The organism is Tenacibaculum sp. IMCC1, assembly GCF_054906355.1.
The window spans coordinates 3,180,008-3,200,642 of sequence record NZ_CM142818.1 but is presented as its reverse complement, the minus strand read 5'-3'; the positions used below and the strand labels follow the sequence as shown (position 1 = coordinate 3,200,642).

The 20,635-nt window shown below is 29.0% G+C and carries 20 protein-coding genes and 1 tRNA gene; 12 read left to right on the top strand and 9 right to left on the bottom strand.

Going from position 1 to position 20,635, the window contains the following annotated elements; translation table 11 throughout:
- Window positions 1-42: 42 nt before the first annotated feature.
- From ACXIHB_RS14900 to ACXIHB_RS14860, 9 genes are all read left to right on the top strand, one after another.
- Entirely contained in the window at window positions 43-2,466 is a 2,424-nt protein-coding gene (locus ACXIHB_RS14900; RefSeq protein ID WP_462098550.1) for a TonB-dependent siderophore receptor, read from the top strand.
- 6 nt (window positions 2,467-2,472) lie between these two features.
- Window positions 2,473-3,966, top strand: coding sequence for an ankyrin repeat domain-containing protein (locus ACXIHB_RS14895; RefSeq protein ID WP_159616152.1), 1,494 nt, complete (start codon window positions 2,473-2,475; stop codon window positions 3,964-3,966).
- Window positions 3,967-4,075: 109 nt separating this feature from the next.
- Window positions 4,076-4,507, top strand: a complete 432-nt coding sequence (locus ACXIHB_RS14890) for a DUF2271 domain-containing protein (protein WP_394364652.1) — start codon at window positions 4,076-4,078, stop codon at window positions 4,505-4,507.
- 27 nt (window positions 4,508-4,534) lie between these two features.
- Window positions 4,535-6,712, top strand: coding sequence for a PepSY domain-containing protein (locus tag ACXIHB_RS14885; RefSeq protein WP_462098549.1), 2,178 nt, complete (start codon window positions 4,535-4,537; stop codon window positions 6,710-6,712).
- A gap of 213 nt (window positions 6,713-6,925) precedes the next feature.
- Window positions 6,926-7,141 (top strand): hypothetical protein, encoded by a 216-nt coding sequence (locus ACXIHB_RS14880; RefSeq protein WP_047789227.1) that lies wholly within the window; start codon window positions 6,926-6,928, stop codon window positions 7,139-7,141.
- 32 nt (window positions 7,142-7,173) lie between these two features.
- Entirely contained in the window at window positions 7,174-8,268 is a 1,095-nt protein-coding gene (locus ACXIHB_RS14875; protein ID WP_462098548.1) for a hypothetical protein, read from the top strand.
- A gap of 146 nt (window positions 8,269-8,414) precedes the next feature.
- Window positions 8,415-10,445 (top strand): sensor histidine kinase, encoded by a 2,031-nt coding sequence (locus ACXIHB_RS14870; RefSeq protein ID WP_462098547.1) that lies wholly within the window; start codon window positions 8,415-8,417, stop codon window positions 10,443-10,445.
- 3 nt (window positions 10,446-10,448) lie between these two features.
- The gene (locus ACXIHB_RS14865; protein WP_159492430.1) at window positions 10,449-11,198 is read left to right on the top strand and encodes a LytR/AlgR family response regulator transcription factor; all 750 of its coding nucleotides are present in this window, start codon (window positions 10,449-10,451) and stop codon (window positions 11,196-11,198) included.
- Window positions 11,199-11,283: 85 nt separating this feature from the next.
- Window positions 11,284-11,841 carry a YqgE/AlgH family protein gene (locus tag ACXIHB_RS14860; protein WP_047789231.1) on the top strand — a complete coding sequence of 186 codons (558 nt, stop codon included), beginning with the start codon at window positions 11,284-11,286 and terminating at the stop codon, window positions 11,839-11,841.
- Between the two features lie 2 nt (window positions 11,842-11,843).
- Here the strand turns inward: ACXIHB_RS14860 and ACXIHB_RS14855 are convergent, their stop codons facing one another.
- On the bottom strand, window positions 11,844-12,674 hold the full coding sequence (locus tag ACXIHB_RS14855) for an aminotransferase class IV (protein ID WP_047789232.1): 831 nt from the start codon (window positions 12,672-12,674) through the stop codon (window positions 11,844-11,846).
- A 103-nt stretch (window positions 12,675-12,777) separates the two neighbouring features.
- Complete coding sequence (locus ACXIHB_RS14850) at window positions 12,778-13,161, bottom strand: START-like domain-containing protein (RefSeq protein ID WP_047789233.1); 384 nt, start codon at window positions 13,159-13,161, stop codon at window positions 12,778-12,780.
- A gap of 104 nt (window positions 13,162-13,265) precedes the next feature.
- On the opposite strand from ACXIHB_RS14850, the gene ACXIHB_RS14845 reads away from it, so the two are divergent.
- A tRNA-Met gene (locus ACXIHB_RS14845) sits at window positions 13,266-13,339 on the top strand.
- Window positions 13,340-13,375: 36 nt separating this feature from the next.
- Here ACXIHB_RS14845 and ACXIHB_RS14840 read toward each other — a convergent pair.
- Window positions 13,376-13,807, bottom strand: coding sequence for a GNAT family N-acetyltransferase (locus ACXIHB_RS14840; protein WP_047789234.1), 432 nt, complete (start codon window positions 13,805-13,807; stop codon window positions 13,376-13,378).
- A gap of 29 nt (window positions 13,808-13,836) precedes the next feature.
- Here ACXIHB_RS14840 and ACXIHB_RS14835 point away from each other — a divergent pair, with 29 nt between their 5' ends.
- Window positions 13,837-14,283, top strand: a complete 447-nt coding sequence (locus ACXIHB_RS14835; RefSeq protein WP_047789235.1) for a GNAT family N-acetyltransferase — start codon at window positions 13,837-13,839, stop codon at window positions 14,281-14,283.
- Window positions 14,284-14,882: 599 nt separating this feature from the next.
- On the opposite strand, the gene ACXIHB_RS14830 is transcribed toward ACXIHB_RS14835, so the two are convergent.
- From ACXIHB_RS14830 to ACXIHB_RS14805, 6 genes are all read right to left on the bottom strand, one after another.
- Window positions 14,883-15,899 (bottom strand): helix-turn-helix domain-containing protein, encoded by a 1,017-nt coding sequence (locus tag ACXIHB_RS14830; protein ID WP_047789236.1) that lies wholly within the window; start codon window positions 15,897-15,899, stop codon window positions 14,883-14,885.
- A 40-nt stretch (window positions 15,900-15,939) separates the two neighbouring features.
- Window positions 15,940-16,062 (bottom strand): hypothetical protein, encoded by a 123-nt coding sequence (locus ACXIHB_RS14825; protein ID WP_255724871.1) that lies wholly within the window; start codon window positions 16,060-16,062, stop codon window positions 15,940-15,942.
- A 187-nt stretch (window positions 16,063-16,249) separates the two neighbouring features.
- On the bottom strand, window positions 16,250-16,621 hold the full coding sequence (locus ACXIHB_RS14820) for a hypothetical protein (protein ID WP_047789237.1): 372 nt from the start codon (window positions 16,619-16,621) through the stop codon (window positions 16,250-16,252).
- A 111-nt stretch (window positions 16,622-16,732) separates the two neighbouring features.
- Entirely contained in the window at window positions 16,733-18,883 is a 2,151-nt protein-coding gene (locus tag ACXIHB_RS14815) for a sensor histidine kinase (RefSeq protein WP_167713530.1), read from the bottom strand.
- Window positions 18,884-18,885: 2 nt separating this feature from the next.
- Window positions 18,886-19,332, bottom strand: a complete 447-nt coding sequence (locus tag ACXIHB_RS14810) for a response regulator (protein WP_047789238.1) — start codon at window positions 19,330-19,332, stop codon at window positions 18,886-18,888.
- Window positions 19,333-19,349: 17 nt separating this feature from the next.
- Window positions 19,350-19,892 carry a helix-turn-helix domain-containing protein gene (locus tag ACXIHB_RS14805; RefSeq protein WP_047789239.1) on the bottom strand — a complete coding sequence of 181 codons (543 nt, stop codon included), beginning with the start codon at window positions 19,890-19,892 and terminating at the stop codon, window positions 19,350-19,352.
- A gap of 269 nt (window positions 19,893-20,161) precedes the next feature.
- Between ACXIHB_RS14805 and ACXIHB_RS14800 the strand changes: the two genes are divergently transcribed.
- Window positions 20,162-20,584 carry a pyridoxamine 5'-phosphate oxidase family protein gene (locus ACXIHB_RS14800; protein WP_462098546.1) on the top strand — a complete coding sequence of 141 codons (423 nt, stop codon included), beginning with the start codon at window positions 20,162-20,164 and terminating at the stop codon, window positions 20,582-20,584.
- The last annotated feature ends 51 nt before the right edge of the window (window positions 20,585-20,635 follow it).

Below are 20,635 nucleotides of genomic sequence, written 5' to 3'. Positions count from 1 at the left end.
AAATTAAATATTTTAAAACAAATCTCTCAAAGAGGAAAAAAAATGAGAATTATTGCAACCGTACTACTTTTATGTAGTTGTATTCAAACAATGTATAGTCAAGCAACCCTACAAGGAGTTGTAAAATCAGAAAACAATGAAACTATTCCTTATGCGAATGTATTTATTAAAGGAACTAAATTAGGAGCCGAAACCAATGAAAATGGTCGTTTTACTATAACAAATGTTCCAAACTCTAATCATAAGCTTATTGTAAGCGCTGTAGGATTCAATCAATCATCACAAAAAATAGTGGTAAAAGGAGACATTAAAAATTTAGTTTTTATTTTAAAATCAGACACTCAACTTGATGAAGTTGAACTTTTTGGAGCAAGAGATAAAAGAGCTGAAAAACTAGAAACACTTACTAGACTACCTTTAGCTCCTAATGAGCAATTACAAAGTATTTCAGTCTTATCACATAAACTTATCGATCAACAAAACGCTTTAACTCTAAGCGATGTTACCAAAAACGTAGCCGGTGTATATACCTTTGCCACCTACGGAAACACCAAAGAAAGTATGTCTTTAAGAGGTTTTAGAGGAATTCCTTTATTAAAAAATGGAGTTCGTATAAACTCAGATTTTAGAGGAACTGGAATTATTACCGATATGGCTGGTGTTGACAACATTCAAGTATTGAAAGGAATATCTGCTATTAGCCAAGGTTTAGGTGGTGATTTAGGTTCTGCTGGTGGTGTTATTAATGTAGTGACTAAAACTCCTAAATTTTACACAGGTGGAGAAGTTACTTTTAGAGCAGGTAGTTTCGGGAAATTACGTCCTACTTTTGACGTTTATGGACCTATTGATGCCAATAAAAAACATGCCTTTAGAATTGCTGGTTCTTATGACAAAGCAGACAGTTTTAGAGACCATGTTGGTTCTGAACGTTTTTATGTGAACCCATCATACGCTTGGAGACCAGATGAGAAAACTACCATTACATTAGAAATGGATTACATGCATGATAGTAGAACTCCTGATCAAGGAACTCTTAACTTAGGAACTTATGATGTAAACAACATTTATAAATTACCTAACAATAACTTTATGGGATATGATTCTGATAATGTTACTACCAAAAACCTAACCTATGCCATTAGAGCAGATAGAAAACTAACTGACAATATAAGCATAAAAGCAGGATATTTTGTTTCTGATTTAGATATAGATACTGAAACTTCTTACGCTTTTCAAGGAGACCCTAGAAATGGTTTACCTGTTTTACCAGACAACCAACGTTATAGAGAGTATTATGCTTCTGGAAGAAAAGATAATAATAGTGTATTACAATTAGATTTGGTAGGAAAAGATGTAGAAACAGGTTTCTTAAAACATACTTTCCAAATTGGTGCAGACTTTAGAACTTCTGAATTTGATAATATAGCCTATGCTACACAATATGCTTCTGACAATAAATACGCAGATATTATAGATGTGTTACAGCCTATAGATAATACACTTCCTAACGGAGTTAACATTACACGAAACCCTGCAAGAGATTCAGGATCTAGAACAGAGTCATATGGAATTACGATACAAGATAAAATAAGCCTTACTAATTGGGCTGATGTTTTCTTAGGGTTACGTTATACTTCTATGAAAAGAACTAGAGGTAGCTTTATAGGTAGACCTTTAGATGAATCTAAAAGTGATGATGCCTTTAATCCGTTATTAGGGTTTAATTTAAAGCCTAATGAAAATATTATCATTTTTGGTTCATATGCTAGCAGCTCAGATCCTAGAACTTCTTTTTATACGGATGTTGACGGTAACGAATTAGGTACAGAACGTTGGGATCAAATAGAAACAGGGATAAAATCTACTTGGTTTAATAATGCTTTACGTTTTAATGTTACTACATTTTATACCTCAAGTAAAAATTTAAACTTACCTGTTTATGACAATGCTGGTAATAGTTTAGGTTATTATACACAAGGAGGTGATGATGTGAGAAATGGTGTAGAAGTAGAATTAATAGGTCGTATCCTTCCTAATTTAGAAGTTATAGGAGGATATTCTTATTTAGATGCTAAATACAAGGATCATGCATCATATTACTATAACTCAAGACCTATTAACACTCCAAAACATACGGCAAATTTTTGGGCACGTTATGCATTTAAAAAATCTTTAAATGGTTTATCTATCGGTGCCGGGGCTTATTACTTAGGAGAACGTCCGCACAATGTGTGGTCTAGAAACTATACGCACACAGGGGTTACTCCTGATACAAAACCATTCGATTTAAAATCGTACACTACAGTTAATGTACAGGCTTCTTATAAATTTAATGAGAAATTAAGTATTGATGTATTTGGAAATAATATCTTTGACGAAATAGGCTACAACGCCTACCGTACAAGTTATATTAACAGAATAGAGCCTGCTAGTTTTGGTTCAACGTTACGTTATAAATTTTAATTTATTATGAAAAAACAACATATAATATTTGCCTTTGTACTTTTTATGAGTACAATTCAAGCGCAAACAAAAAATATATTTTTTGAAAGATCTTTTTGGCAAGAAAAACCTAATATTCAACTCGTTGAAGAAAAAATAAAAGAAGGAAATAGCGCAACAGCATTAAACCCAAATGGGTTTGATGCTGTTACCTACGCTATCTTAGCCAGTGCTCCAAATAAAGTAATCAAACATTTACTTACTAAAAAAGGAAATGATGTTAACAAGATAACACACGATAAAAGAACTTATGTTTTTTGGGCTGCCTATAAAAACAATGTTGAAATTATGAAGCATTTGATAGCCAATAATGCTCGTATGGATTTAAAAGACTCTCATCAATTATCTCCGTTAACTTTTGCAGCGAATGCAGGGCAAACAAATAAAGAAATTTATGAACTTTGTATTCAAAACGGAATTGATATAAAAACAGATGTTGACGAGCACGGGGCTAATGCTTTATTATTAGTACTACCAAGCTTAAAAGATTTATCGTTTGTGGACTACCTTACTTCAAAAGGGTTGAGCGTACATAATGTTGACAAAGATGGTAATGGTGCTTTTAACTACGCTGCTAAAAAAGGTAATAAAGAAATTTTAACTCTTTTAATAAAAAAAGGATTACCTTATAAAAACCTAAATAAAAAAGGAGGTAATGCTATGTTATTAGCTACTCAAGGTTCTCGTAGCGGTTATAATTCTTTGGAGTTTTTTAAATATTTAGAAAGTTTAGGTATCAAACCAAACATAACTAATAATGATGGAAAAACACCGCTTCATAATTTAGCTCGTGGTAACAAAGATTTAAATACCTTTAACTACTTCCTTGATAAAGGTGTAAATGCTAATCAAATTGACGATAACGGTAACACTCCTTTAATTATCGCAGCTAGTAGAAACTCTTTAGAAATTGTTCAGTTATTATCAGAAAAAACAAAGAATATTAATCACACTAATAAAAAAGGACATTCAGCACTTACGTATGCTGTTGAATACAACTCAGAAGCTGTGGTAGATTATTTAGTAAAAAACGAGGCTGATATTCAAGTAAAAGATGATAAAGGAAACTCTTTAGCTTATTATTTAGTTAAAAGTTATCATCCTAAAAAAGTGAACGATTTTAATGAAAAAATGAGTCTTTTAGCCAATAACGGATTAAACTTAACACAACTTCAAGCCAATAAAAATACATTGTTTCATATTGCTGTAGAAAAAAACAACATCGATTTACTTAAAAAAATCAACACTTTAAAAATTGATGTGAATGCAAAAAACAATGAAGGTTTAACCCCACTACATTTAGCTGTTATGCAAGCTAATAATACTGATGTAATTAAATATTTATTAAGCATTGGAGCTAAAAAATCAATTACTACTGATTTTGATGAAACGGTACACGATTTAGCTAAGGAAAATGAAATTTTAAACAGGAAAAATATAGATATTAACTTTTTAAAATAAACTTATGTACCAAATCGTGTGTAAATACAATTACACACGATTTGGTATTAAAATAAATCAATAAAAAATGAAAAAAATCATAGCTCTTTTTATTACTGTATTTACAATAATGGCTTTTAACATAAATGATAGTGCCACATATAAATGTATGATTCAGATGAAAAATTATACTGGTGAAGGTGCATATATTGCTATTTCATTATTAAACCCTAATGGAGAATACGAACAAACATTATACGTTCAAGGTGATGATGAAGAATGGTACTCTGACATTACCGAATGGTGGAAATTCCAAGGTAAGGTTCGTACTGACATTGACGCTATAACTGGCGCAACAATTAGTGGAGGTAACAGAGCGATTACCGTATTAAAAATTGACAATGATAAAATTGACAAAGGGTATAAAATTAGATTTGAATCAGCTGTAGAAGATCAAGAATACTACAAAGACGATGTAGAATTTGAATTAACTACCAACAACCTTAAAGGTAAATTTGAAGGAAATGGATTTATTCGTTACATCCGTTTAATGCCTCAGTAATTTTATCAATAGAAATAGCTAACAAAAATGACCACTTCTATATGGAGATATAGCCACTTAACATTGGCTATATCTTCTTTTCTTTTTTTACTTGTTGCTTCATTAACAGGTATTATTTTAGCTTTTGAACCTATTTCAAAACAGCTTTCAGACTATAGTATTTCTAACACAAAAGAAATTACACTTGCTCAAACAATTTCTGTACTGCAAAAACAATATGACGAAATAATTTCTATCACTATTGATGAGAATGATTTTGTATCAGCTTCGGTAGTTACCAAAGAAGGAAAAAGTGACACATTTTATGTAAACCCAACTACAGGTGAAAAATTAGGTAATATCGAAAAAAAGAAACCAATTTTTCAGTTTGCCACGAGCTTACACAGATCTTTATTTTTGAAGTCTACAGGAAGATTTATTGTTGGCTTTATTTCTTTTTTACTTTGCTTAATTGCTATTACAGGACTCATTCTAATTACTAAACGACAAGGAGGCTTTAAAAAGCTTTTTTCTAAAATTGTAAAGGAGAATTTTGAACAGTATTACCACATTATTATTGGTCGTTACACGCTTATCCCTATCATTATCATCACATTAACAGGTGTATATTTATCGTTAGATAGGTTTTCTGTTTTACCTGTGAAAAAAATTAATCACTCTTATGATTTTTCTTTAGCTTCTTCAAAAGAAAAAATAACACTTCTTGAATTTCCAGTATTTAAAAACACTACTTTGAATGAAGTAAAAAGTGTTGAGTTCCCTTTTTCTGAAGATGAGGAGGATTACTTTTTTGTGAAACTAACCGATAGTGAACTAATCATTCATCAATATACAGGAACCATCATTAGTAAAGAAAATCTTTCGTTAACCAGCATACTTTTAAATTGGAGTTTGTTATTACATACAGGAAACGGAACTATTGTATGGTCAATTATATTGTTACTTTCTTCAATATCTATCCTGTTTTTTATCTATTCAGGCTTTGCAATGACTTTCAGCAGAACACAAAAAAGATCGTTACCTAAAAATAAAACTAAGAAAGACAATGCTGAAATTATCATATTAGTAGGCTCAGAAACAAACAATACTTACTCTTTTGCCTCATCTTTATACAATGCTTTAATTAAAAACGGTAAAACCGTTTTCATCGATATTTTAAACAATTATGCTTCGTATAAAAAAGCGAAACACCTAATTATATTAACTTCAACTTACGGAGAAGGTGAAGCTCCTTCTAACGCTTCTAAATTTTTACAACTAGTTCAGCAAATAGTTACACAAAACCCAATAAACTATTCTGTCATTGGTTTTGGTTCAAGAGCATATCCTCATTTTTGCCAATTTGCTATTGATATAGACAATACACTACAACAACTTTCAACCTTTAAAACACTTTTACCTGTTTATAAAATTAACAACCAGTCTTTTCAAGATTTTAAAACTTGGGGACATTTATGGAGTAAAAAAACTAACATACAGTTTGAACTAACACAAGAGGTAAAAAAGCATAAAAAACAACAAACTTTCACCACAGTTTCTAAAACTGATTTAAACAACGACGATTCTTTTTTAATCCGTTTACAGCCAACAAAAAAACTTCGTTTTAACTCGGGTGATTTACTAGCTATCACTCCAAAAAAAGATAACATTGAACGCTTGTACTCAGTTGGAAAAATAAATAATGATATTGTATTAAGTATTAAAAAACATGACCTTGGAGTGTGCTCTAACTTACTTTATCAACTAGAGGAAAACGAAATAATTCAAGCAAGCATTCAACAAAATAAAGACTTCTATTTTCCTAAAAGGAAGAAAGAAGTAGTCTTAATTGCTAACGGAACAGGTATCGCTCCTTTTTTAGGAATGCTGCAACATAAAAACGGCACAAAAGCGCATCTATTCTGGGGTGTTAGAACTAAAGAGTCGCTAAGAATGTACGCTCCTTTGTTAAAAAACATAGAGAAAAATAACATTCATATTGCTTATTCTCAGGAAAAAGAAAAAGAATATGTGCAAGATTTATTACTAAAAAAAGAAACTACAATTACTACTGTTTTAAAAAACGGAGGAACTATCATGATTTGTGGTTCTATCAAAATGCTAAAAGGCGTAGAGAAGGTATTAGAACAAATAACTTCAACTAAACTAAACACATCTTTAGACTACTTTAAAAAGAAGAATCAAATTAAAACAGATTGTTATTAATAGATAAAAAACAGCTTTTCTGTTAGAATACAATCAAGATATTTAGATTACCCAATTATCAGGTTACTACTGGATAATTGGGTATATGTTTTCTACATTTAATTGCCTTTCCTATAAAAATCAACGAATTCTAATTTATCTACTACGAATTCTAATTTACTCCAAATCTACCTGTACTTCTGTGGTAATTTTGATCATATAAAAACAACAATTATGTGGTCAAACAACAATTATTCATCAGTATTAAAAATGTATTTAGAAAAATACACAAGTTTAAAATTACAAATAAACACAAGCGGATTAATCGCTTCTGTTGAAAAACAAGAAAACGGTCAGTGGATTAACGACCGAAACCTTCCTAACATCTTAAACAAACTATCAACTAGTATAAATTTAGGAAAGGATGTAACCATCATTTTACAACAATAACAGTAACTATATTAACCTTAAAACAAAAAACTATGAAACAAAACATTTTAAAAGTAGGTACAGTAATGGGATTACTACTACTAATCGGAGTATTTTCTAGTTGTGATAACCCAAAAAGTGACAACAAAAATCAAGAACAGGGAAACATTGCTACCACAGAGGAAACTATTGAAAAACTAGCTGTGGAATACAGAAAACCCATAGTATTTATTACAGGGAATGATAAAGGAAACAGCCATTTTTACGATAGTGCCAGAGTATATTTCAAAGAAAAAAACTACGAAATAATTAATGGCAAATATTCAGTAGAAGAAATTATTTCTTGGATGAACAACAATACTACTGAAAATCCTTACGGAGAAGTTCATATCGTAAATAACAACAACCCTTTTAGAGCAATGAACTTAGAAACTGTAGTTAATGGAGATAAAGTAACTGCTGAAACGTTACAAAAAACAATTACTAAAGGTGCATTACCTTCTGTAAAAAGTGAAGCTATTACTGATGACACTAGAATTATTTTTCATACCAATCAATTGGCAGAAAACACTGATTTAATAAACACTTTAAAAAGTGCTTTTATAACTGAAAACAAAATTCCTCAAGTAGTTGCATCACCATACTACAATGTTTTTGGAGGAGAGTTTTCTAACCATTATTTAGCACAACCGTACTATGTATTTTATCCAACAGCAAACTCTCCTGGTAAAGTAGATTTATCAAAAGAAATCGCTAAAAAATATCCAGAAGAAAAAGAAATTGCTTGGTACGACGCTTTAAATAATGAAAGAGAGCGTTATGTGGGAGAGCCTTATACTATTCAGTATACCATTCCTGTAAATCTAGAGTTAGATTACCATAACTCTGATAACGAAATTCCTCACTTTGTAATGCAAGAAGAAATTATGGATTTTATTGCAAGCGAAGAAGCTTTAATGAAAGAAGTTAAAAAAACAAATATTCCTGTAGAGAAATTTAGATGGACCTATACTGTAAAAAACAGTCAGTTAATTATAAAAGGTAAATCTTCTGCTCTATGTGTTTTAAAACCTTTAACGAAACCTTATGGAGAGTTAGAACATGTAAAACCAGATACTAATAATAAGCGTTTATACGCTATGAAATAACTAATAATTGTTGAACAAACGTCATTACGAACCTAGGAAAACCTCATAATAAAAGTAATTACTTCAACCTCCTTCCCTTCGTAATGACGTTTTATTTAAGTACTTTTGTTATGATGAAAACCCAATATCATATTACAAAAACAGCTATGAGAAACAATTTTGTATTGAGTACTCAAAAACACTCAGTACAAAATTTTGTTTTTTTACTACTTTGCTGTTTTATCTGTGGTCTGATAAATGTTTCTGCTCAAAACCAACCCTTAAAAACTTACACCCTAAGTAATGGGTTACCAAGTCTACACATAAACAACTGTTCTCAAGATAAAACTGGTTATGTTTGGTTAGCTTCCAATAACGGCTTAATTAGATTTAACGGAAATGAGTTTACTACTTTTACAACAAAAAATGGATTAATTTCTAACAACGTTAATATCATTTCTTCAAAAGGAAATATTATATTTATAGGTACTGATAAAGGTTTAAGTATAAAAAACCATCATGGGTTTACTAATTTTGAAGGCAACAATGTTAACTGTATTTTAACCGTTAAAAACCATACTTTTTTAGGCACTGATAAAGGAGTTGTTAGAGTTCGTGAAAACTATCTCTCTCCTCTTCGTACCAACTTTCAAATTGATTTAAATCAGATAAACGATATGTTATTTGATGGAAAGTTTTACTGGATAGCTACTAATAAATCTTTGTGGAAGCTTGATAAGCTTATCAATCCTAAAGTTTTAAAAAGAATTGATGTAAATAATTACACTTCTCTTTTAATTAACGAAAAAACGATAATTGCTACCACTTATAACAAAGGGCTTAAATTCATTAAAAATAACGAAGTAGAAACACAAAGCATCACTGCACAAAATGTTATTGAAATTAAAAAAATTAATAATCAATTTTGGATTATCTCTGAGGATAATGGTATTGAAGTACTAGATGCTAATTTTAATTTCGTTAAAAATATTAATAAATATAACAGCTTAACTACCAATAAAATTACCAGTACCTTTCAAGACAACGAAAATAACACTTGGGTTTCTACAAAAGATAAGGGAGTTTATTTTATTAAAAGTGACAAACCAATACAAAAAAAGCCTACCATTTCTTTTGAAAATATTGAGGTAGTTTTTACTCCTTTAGATAGCATTAACATAAACAACTACAGCAAAACTCTAAAACTCCCTGCAGATAAAAACCATATCTCTTTTTATTACAAAACAATAGATATTAGCAACTCAAATAAGTTGGAGTATCGCTATACGCTCAACAATCAAACCAGTCCCTGGAGTACTAAAAGCGCTATTGATTTAGCTTATCTTTCTCCAGGAAACTATACTTTTTCAGCTCAATCAAGAATTGGAAAAATAGAAAGCACTCCTATTGAGTTTAATTTTTATATTGATACTCCTATCTATAAAAAAAGTTGGTTTATTTGGTCTACCATTGGAGTAGCCAGCATAATTTTAACACTCATTGTTTGGTCATATATCAGAAGAATCCAAGCTAAAAACAAAGCTAAAGTTGCAAAGTTAGAACTGGAAAATCATTTGATATCTCTAGAGCAAAAAGCCTTGCAACTTCAAATGAATCCGCATTTTATTTTTAATGTCTTAAATGGAATTAAAGCATTGGGTAACTCGGGGAAATCAGTTGAATTAAATACAACCATTAGTAAATTTGCTACTCTTTTACGTGGTGTTTTACACAATTCTAGACAAGAAGAAATTAGCTTAGCTGAAGAAATTACCACACTAAAAAATTATGTTGAACTAGAACAACAAATAAACTCAAATACCTTTGAATATTCAATAACTACAAATCTTTCTATTGATCCTGAAGAAATTCTAATTCCACCAATGCTAATACAACCTTTTGTTGAAAACAGTATAAAACACGGAATCTCTTCTGTTGAAAATGGAAAAATTAGGATCAGTTTTTCTATAAAAAATGATCTTTTACATTGTGAAATAATAGATAACGGTATTGGTGTTCATCAATCAAAAGAACTTAAAAAAGTTAGCTCACATAAATCCGTAGCTTTAAAAGTTACGCAAGAACGAATTCGAAACCTGTCAAAAAAGGGAGCTTTTTCCATTATTGAATTATATGATGAAGGAAAAGTAACAGGAACTAAGGTACTATTTGAAATTCCTTTAAAAACTGATTTTTAAAACATGAAAAAACTTTCTGCAATTTTAGTAGACGATATGTCAACAGCTTTAGAAATGTTACAAAACGATCTCATTCAATTTCATCCAGAAATTGAAATTATTGGTACTGCTAAAAGTGTGGTTGAAGCTTCAAAAGTTTTACGAAAGCAACAACCAGATATTTTATTTTTAGATATTATGCTGGGAGACGGTACTGGTTTTGATGTTTTAGAAATTCATCCAAACCTATCCTCAAAAATTATTTTTGTTACTGCAAGCGACGAGTATGCCATTAAAGCTTTTAAATTTGCTGCTATTGATTATGTATTAAAACCATATTCAAACGAAGATTTAGCAAGCGCAATTAATAAAGCAAAAAATCAAATTAAACCCGATAAAGAACAGCTAACAGTACTACAGCAATCCATTTCAAAACCAAATCAACGTCCTAAAAAGATCTCATTAAACACTTCTGACAAAATTATGGTGGTAAATTTAGACGATATTGTTCGTTGTCAGTCCGATAATAATTACACAGAGTTTTTTATGAATGATGGACAAAAAATATTAGTTGGAAAAACCTTAAAGCACTTTGCTGACATGTTGAAGGAATACGATTTTTTACGAGTTCACCAAAGTCATCTAATTAATATTCAATTCATTAAGGAATTCATAAAATCTGATGGAGGATATTTAGTTTTAAAAAACAAAACAACTGTTCCTGTTTCAGTTCGTAAAAAAAATGAAGTCATTAATGTTTTAGAAAGAATGTAGCCCTTATTTTTTTATGGTTTTTTAACACTTTTGTTAAAGTTTTATTAAAATTTTATTTACCTTAGTGTTTATAAACTATAAAAATATGGTTGCATTTAAGCCGAAAAAAGGTAGGTTATTAATTGCTGAACCAGCAATTTTAAATGATAGCTCTTTTAAAAGAACTATTGTATTACTTACTGAACATAATGAAAAAAGCTCTGTGGGTTTTATTTTAAACAGACCTTTAGACTATGTACTTAGCGATTTAGTTTCTGAAATAGACTGTGACTTTACAGTGTACCAAGGTGGACCTGTAGAACAGGATAATTTATATTTTATCCACAAAGCTCCACATTTACTACCTAACAGTATTGAGGTCGCAAACGGTATTTATTGGGGAGGAAATTTTGACCTGTTAAAAGAGTTATTAAATAATAAACAATTAAAATCTACTGATATTCGTTTCTTTTTAGGTTATTCTGGTTGGGGAGCAAACCAATTGGAAGAGGAACTATTAATGAACTCTTGGTTTATAGCAGAGAATGACTATGAAAATATTTTAACTGCGAACGATAGAGACTTTTGGAAAAACAAGTTACTACAAAAAGGAGGCAAATATAAAATTTGGGCTAACGCTCCTAGCGACATTCAAATGAACTAACCTTAGCTAGTTACTATCGCTAGTTTTAAGCTACTTTTAATTTTATTAGTTATCACTGTTGAAAACTCTTTTTTACGATAATTGGTAACTGGCTGAATTCCTACAATAGCATTGGTTATAAAAACCTCGTCTGCTTTTTGAATCTCAAAAGGAGAAATAGTTGTTTCATCTATTGTGTATTCTCCGTGTTTCTCAATAATTTCAATTACTTTTTTTCTAATAATTCCTTTGATACAGCCTTCAGTTAAGGCAGGAGTTTTTATTGTGTTTCCTTTTACTACAAAGATGTTTCCATTAATAGTTTCAACGACTCCCTTACGCTCATTTAGTAAAATACAGTTATCTAAATCGTTTTCTTCTGCAAAAACGGCTGCTAATGTATTTAACATTCTATTTGTTGTTTTTATTGTTGAAAGCAATCCTGAATAGTTATAAAAATCTTTAAAAACATCCATTCTATAAGTCTCTTTCTCTACATTTTCTATTGGAGCTCCTTCAATAATGTAATCTATTTCATTTGTAACGGGTGCATACAAGCCACCATCTTTTCTAAAAACAGTTAATCGTACCCTATAAGTAGAAAATTCAGGTAATTGTTTTGTTACTTTAAGGATTTCTTCTTGTAAAAACTCAAGGGTAAACCTCATAGGTATCTTCATACGAAGCATTCTCATTGATGCCATTAATCTAAAGTAGTGATCTTCTACAAAAACAACTTTACCATTTAATACTTTAATTGTTTCAAAAATAGCATCGCCATACTTAAAAGCCCTATTCTTTGTTGAAATTTGCACTTCGTTATCAGAAACCAAAGTTCCATTAAAGTTTACCATTTCCTAAAATTTTAATTGCAAACTTACAATTTAGGTAAATATTAGCCATAAAAAACTCGACAAAATTGCCGAGTTTTTTTAAATACTTATTAATTATAATATATTAAGCTCCTATTGTATGTTTTAACTCTTCTATTTGGTTTTGCCAAAGCATTTTTGCTTCCTCTACATCATCTTCATCATCTGCAAAATCTGTAACAATTACAGCAACATCTTTTGTTAATGGGTCTACTTGAATTCTGAATTCAAAATAACTATCATCACCCTCACTTTCAGTCCATTTAAACTTAATACGTTCATCTGCTTTTTTTGTTATTATTTTTGCTTCTTCTTCAGAATCATCCCAAATAAAGGTAATCAGTTTTCCTCGTGAATTAACTCTATCTGCAAACCACTCTTCTAATCCTGCTGGTGTTGCGAAGTATTGATATAACATACTTGGAGATGCATGAATAGGAAACTCTAATTCAAATTTAACTTTGCTCATTTATTTTTTTGTTTGAGTGCCAATATAGATAATTATTTTTTAAAAAAAAATTTAAATGTTTGTTGCTTAAAACCAAAAAGTAATTATATTTGCACCCGCAATCAGGCGAGGTAGCTCAGTTGGTTAGAGCGCAGGATTCATAACCCTGAGGTCGGCAGTTCAAATCTGCTCCTCGCTACAAAACCCAAATCTTTTGATTTGGGTTTTTTTATATTTATACTTTACTGTACATTTTAAAATGAACACCTACCTTTTGCACCTTAAACTTCTCACCTATAATTACGAAATCTAAATTTTCATAAAACCCTACTGCTTCTTCTCTTGCATTACACCACAGAACGTCTATGCTTTTAGTTTTTAAAATGCTTTTTGCCTCTTCTAGTAGTAACTTTCCTGCCCCCATACCTCTAACTTCTGGCAAAGTAGCCATTCCTCTTAATTGATATTGCAATCCTTTAATAGCTTCTGTTTTATTTTGAATAAAAGAAGCTACACCTACCAACTTAGTTTTGTAAAAAGCTCCTAAATGAAATGTACTTCCATACTCATCTTCTTTAAACTTATAAGGTAAATCTATATTATTACGCAAAACCGTTAATCTAATATTATAAGTTTCTTGAGCTGATATATTTTTTATTTTTATCATCTAAAATTTCTTTAATCCAAAAATACAGAATGAATATAAAATTTAACCTCATTAGTAAAGAAGATATTCTTATTATCCTTCCTCTTTTACATAAAGTTAACACCACAACACCACATGATATTTTAAAAAACAGAGTGATAGAAATGGTAGCATACCCTAACTACGAATGTATAGGTGTTTATGACAACAACAAGCTTATAGGTATTTGCGGGCTTTGGTATAGTACTAGGCACTATATTGGTAAAAGTGTAGAGCCAGATCATGTAGTTATACATGAAACTTATAGAGGTAAAAGTGTTGGAAAACAGCTTTTCAAGTGGATATACAATTACACTAAATCTAAAGGGTGCGAGGCAGTTGAATTAAACACGTACACTGCTAATAGGAAGTCTCATAAATTTTATTACAACGAAGGTTTTGAAATTTATGGTTTCCATTTTTTAAAAGTTTTACGAGATGATAAAAACTTTTATTAAAGCCACAAAAATTACAATTTCTTATTTTTTAAAAGTATTATTCTTTTTACTCTATTATTCATTAAATTCTAAATATCTTTGTAATACTTAAGAGACGTCTTAAGTTCTTTTTCATAGCAATTTTCCCACTCAATATTTTGAGTGGGTTCTTTTTTATAATTTATACTACAATTTTATTTTTCTCTATTTTTAATAATTTTGCTCACATGTATAAAGTTTTCATAGATACATTATTCTTAATATTCTCTTTCTTTTTTATCAGAAAAGGTTCAAGTTTTCTTATAAATAGATCAAGAAACTTCCATAAAAAATATAAAACAACTCTAGCTGATAAAGACAAATTATTTAATTTTTTCCAATTCTTTTTCTATATCCTTTCATGGGGCACTATTATTTTAATCTTTATTATTTGGGTCAAGTTTCTTTATTCTTAATAATCTATAAATTTTAAACACAGTATAATCGATATTCTATTTATTACTTATTAACCCCAACATGAACTATCTTTTATTTTAAAAGATAGTTCACTTAAAAGTTTGATTATAAAAACAAAAAGAGGCTACATGTAGCCTCTTTTTGTCAAAAAAAAATGAAATATATTATGCTGTTGCAGCTAACTTAATTCTAGATTTGTATTCTGTAGGAGTGCAATTGTATTTTTGTTTAAATATCTTACAAAAGTAACTTCTACTAGAAAATCCTACAGAATAAACTATTTGTGATATGTTTAAATCACTATTTTTTATTAATTCTTCTGATTTTTTTACTCTTTCTGTCCTTATAAAATCATTCACAGTTGTATTATGCATTAATTTAAATCCTTCTTGAAGCTTTGAGGAAGTTACTCCTGTTTTTTTACATAAATCTTCTATAGTAGTTGCTCTTTCTGGATAATTTTTTATGTACGTAGAAATTTCTTTTATCTCTTGCATTTCTCTTAACGTTAAACTCCCTGTAGGTTGTTTAGAATTCTTCAAATCTCTTTTGTACTGTTGTATTTCTAGAGCTAAAACCATATGTACTATACCTTCAATTAGTAAACTACGCATTACCCCATCTTCTTTTATCTTCGTTACTTGCTCTATTTTTTCTGCTATTTTTAAATTATGAGAGCTAATAAAAACATTATTTTCTTTTTTATTTTTCACAAAAGTTTCAAACAACTCTTGATGAACTGTATTTTTTTTAACTGAAGCTGTTAATTCGTAAGCTGTTATAAGAGTAACAATTACATTTGTTTCTTTTTTAAAGTAAATGGTATTTTTAGACGATGTTATGTTTGACATAAAACCTATCTGAAACGGCTCTAATGTTGTTTTTTTGTTTTTCTTAGTAAACTGATGCGCTATTTTACCTTTACTACAATAAGCTATATTTACTGCTTTACTAATATTTGTATTTATATTTAGGGCTATATCTTCATTAAAAGTAACATTAAACTCTAAATATGAAATGTTATTTTTTAGTAAAACACCTCTCACTTCACCATAACCAATTTCATTATCAAAGGTTAAGCAATGCTCTTTGAAACATTTTTTATATGAAGCTGATAATTGCTCTTTTAACTGACCAAACGTTTTTACTATTGAACTGCTATTTATGTGAAGTGTTTTCATGTCTACTCTTTTTAGGTTAATAAATTAGTTTTTCTTTATTCTAACATTTTTTCTTTTTTGGTGTTTTTGCTTGTGAAGCTAAGTTTTGTAAATATTCTGTTTTAGCTACTATCTTACCTACTTTAGCATTTAACCCTTGCTTATCATATACTCTAGTCTTCATTATATTTCGTTATTAATTACATTACAAAAATGCAACCAATACACGCATTCTTCATTACATAATTTTTGCTTTGTTTTATATAATTTTTAGAAACAATTAAAACACGTGTAATCATTGATGTTTAGATTGTTTTTAACAAAAAAAGATCTCTATGTAGAGATCTTTTTTTATCATTATTTATAATTTATTATCGTTTACAGTTTGCACTCCACGACTTCCCATCTTTGGCCATCTTTATATTTAAAGAACTTTCATCTATTACAATAAGACTAGCCTCATCCCAATCTAACTCAAACTTATTTTCACCTTTTTCTATTTCTAAACCACTAATTGATGGTATGTCGTCAGAAAAAATAAAATTGTATGTATCTCCTGTTTTAGCTACTGTAACACTTCCATTTTCTGCCGAAATTGAGTTTTCTCCATTATCATAAGAAACACTTCCTTCATATGTACCTACAAATAAATCATTATCTTTTGGATCATCACTTTCACTACATGCTGTAACTGTTAATAAAACTACTCCTAAAATGCTTAATAATTTGATTAAATTCTTCATGTTTTTCTTGTTTTTAAATTATACTACAAAGATGCAGTGTATCTAAAAACCGTGTGTTATATAATTTTTACTTTGTGTTATATAATCTTTAGAATTCATTAAAAACTTAAACTATGCTGGTAAATATATTGTAAACACAGCACCACTACCCTTTATTCCTGTAGCTTGAATGTATCCTTGATGTTTTAATACAATTTTTTTACAAATAGCTAATCCTATACCTGTTCCAGAATATTCATGCTTTAGATGTAAACGTTGGAACATTTCAAAGATTTTATCTCTCATATTATTGTCAAAACCTATACCATTATCTATTACTTTAATTAAATAATATGCTTGATGATTTTTTACGAAAGGCTCATCAATATCAATAGCTTCAATTTTTTTAGAAGTTATGGTTACTTTTAGATCCTTTTCTTTATTACGATACTTAATTGCATTAGATATTAAATTGTTAAATAACTGATTTAACTGAAATTCTATCCCTTTTACAGCAGGCAATTCTGTATACTCTAAAACAGCATTAGCTTCTTCTATAGTTAATGACAAGTCATCTATTACATCTTGTAGTACATTATTTAAATTTACTAATGACAAATCGTCTTCTTTTCTATTTATTCTAGAAAAAGATAATAAATTATTTATTAATGTACGCATTCTTAAACTAGCGCTATTAGCCCTTTCAATATACTGTTTGTTTTTTTCTGATAACTCATCATCATTTGTGAGCCTTGACAGGTACATTTGTACTTTTCTTAATGGTTCTTGTAAATCATGACTTGCAATACGATTAAAAGATTCTAACTCTACGTTTTGATGTACTAATTCAGCATTTTTTTGTTGCAACTGCAATTCTGTTTCTACCTGTTTAGTTACATCTTGAATTATCCCAATCATCGTTATTTTGTTGTCATGTTCATTAAATGCTCCGTTTGTATACAAATGTTTTATTACATTTTCTTTCGTTATTACTCTAAAAATAAATTCAACCGCCTGCTCTTTTTGATAAGCTTCGTTTATATTCTTATCATAAAGCTCTAAATCATCTGGATGTACAAACTCCCTAAACTTTACAGAAGAAGAAGCGAACTCTTGTGGTTTATATCCTAAAATCCTATAAACATTATCTGACAAAATAGTATGGTCTACTTTCATAAACCATATATAACTCCCCATCTCAGCTATTTTCTCTGCTTCTTTTAATAAATCATTACTTAATTTTAATTCATGATTTAATTTAGATAAGTCTTTCTCATATTTTCTTGATTTTGATATATCTGATATAATCACTTTTATATCATCTTGAGAAGGGAAAAAACGTCTTAAATATGTTGTTTTTTCTTCATCTACATCAATTTCAGAAACTTCTTCTATTGATTTCTGTAAGGAAAAGGAATCTATTAATTTTTGTAATTCTCCTGATACTTTTAACTCAGGATAAACTTCAGTAACCAGCCTACCCAACAGTTCTTTACTATTATAGCCATATATTTCTTTCGCACTACTTGCATATTCAATTTTAAAGTCTATTACCTCTTTATTATTATCATAAACAGGAGTATAAACTCTAACTATATCAGTAGAAGCATTTAAAATACTTTTTAAAAGTGAGTTTGTTTTAAAGTACAACTTACGACTCACAAACAATCTATATAAAGAAAATAATAATAAAAGTAATGCAAAAGCAGACGATATAACCATCATCCTAATAACTGATTCATTCTTCTCTTCACGATAAGTTACTAGTTTAGAAATATCTTCTTTCTGTTGTTCTAAAATATGTTTTTTTATAGAGTCTATTTTATGTAAAGAAGAGTTTATTCCTAAAATTTTCTTCTTTTTTATACTATTTCTTAAAGAACTAAAGGTAGTATCTAACTCTACTAAATTACCAAATAGTTTATTTTGTTCTTCCGCTATTTTATTAATACGCTCTAACTGTTTAGGCTTATTTCTAAAATCAAATAACAAACCTTGAATACTTATATATATATCGTTATTTATAGTATACCATTTATCTGGGTCTAATTTTCTTCTTAAAATAGCCGCTTCTAAATGCTCGGTTTGCATTAATTTATATTTTTTTGAAAGCTCCTCTAGCTTTATATATTCATCATAATTAATTTTTGAAGAGTCTGTAGCATTTTGAAAGTCTTGAAAAAAAACATAAGACACTATAAAGACTACAAGTAACATACCTATAGCTATAGATGAAGTAACAACATAAGCTTTATTTGATTGAGTAAAACTATTTTCAAACATAGCTAAATTCTTAATAAAAAGTTATCTTTATTTAAATTTGAAGTTTGGTACTGCCAATTAATTTGCAGCACTTTTTTTATAACTTTCTTTAATTCTTTAAAAGATGTAGGTTTGTTTATGTATATATTAGCTCCATTAACAAACGCCTCTTCAATATCTTCTTCTGAAGAAGATGTTGAGTATATAGCTACTATTATACTTTGTAATTTTGGAGTTTTACGAATATCTATTAAGCATTCCATACCATTTTTAATAGGCATATTCAAGTCTAAAAAAATTAAATTTGGAAGCTCTTTACAATCATTACACAAATAACTCATTAAATCTTGTCCATGGTTAAATGTTTTTAGCTCTGAGGCAATATTTATCTCCTCAATAGCATCTTCAAAAAACATACGATCATCTATATCATCGTCTGTTAAAATAATTTTTAATTTATCTTTAGCCATAATTAACTAATACCTGATTATTGGTTACGTTTTTCCACTATACGTTTAAAAGTAGAAGTGGTAAGTCCAGTTACTTTTTTAAACTGCCCTGACAAATGAGCGACACTACTATAGTTTAATCTATAGGCTATTTCAGTTAATGTTAAATTACTATTTAACAATAATTCTTTAACTACATCTACTTTTCTTAAAATTATGTAGTTTTCTATTGAGGTGTGGTTTGATTCAGAAAACAAGTTAGATAAATAAGCATACGAATAATTTAACTTATCAGACAAATAATCAGAAGCATTCATCCTTGCTGCTGCTTCATCTTTCAACATCTCATCAATAATTATTTTTATTCGCTGAACAACATCTAACTTTTCATCGTTAGTAATATCTATTTTAAAAGGAGCTAATAATTCTTTTATTTTTTCTTTTTCATTTAAAGAAAGTTCCTTTTCAAAAACTACTTCTTGAGAGCTTGTTACATAAAAGGGCAAGCTTAACTCTTTTAAATGATACGTTAAAAAAGATTTTAAAGCTGTGTTAGCATCAAATTTTAAATAAATTTTCATGTCAATTTACATTATTAAATACTACTCTTCCCTCCAAACAATCAAAAGTAGTTTTTTTTAAACTTTTACAAAGCCTCTTAAATGATTATTTTACTTTTATTTTTTAATGTAAAGTTAAAATGAACTTAAAAAACAATTTAAATTAATAAAGTATCTACTAAAAAACACTTAACATAATATTATATAAGCTCTTTTTTTTTCTTTTTGAGTTAAAAAAAAACTATACTTTCCTCAACTTTGTACGTAATAATTTTATAAAGATTAGACAGATGAAAAAAAATGATTTAGTAGATAAAAATGCTATTGAAAGAATTCAGTCTATCCTAATAAACACCCCAACATGCATGTTAATTAGTTCGTTAAGTAAACCAAACCCTTCGGTTTGCCCTATGACTGTTAAAACAATTGACAATGATGGAGCTTTGTGGTTTTTATCAGATAAAGAATCTGAACACTATAAAAACATTGAAAAAGATAATGACTTACTCTTAACTTTTACTAATAACACAGACAAACAATATTTATCAATCAGAGGTAAGGGCATTCATTACGAATCAAAAGGAATTATAGATAAGTTACTCTCACAACAAGACTTAAAAAATAATAACCTTCACACCATTACTATCCTTAAAGTTATTATAAACAGTGCATACTACTGGGATGTAAATTTGAAAAAATCTGTAACCATTTAAAAAGTTTTTATAATTATCACAAATAAAAAAAGCAGTTCGTTGTGAACTGCT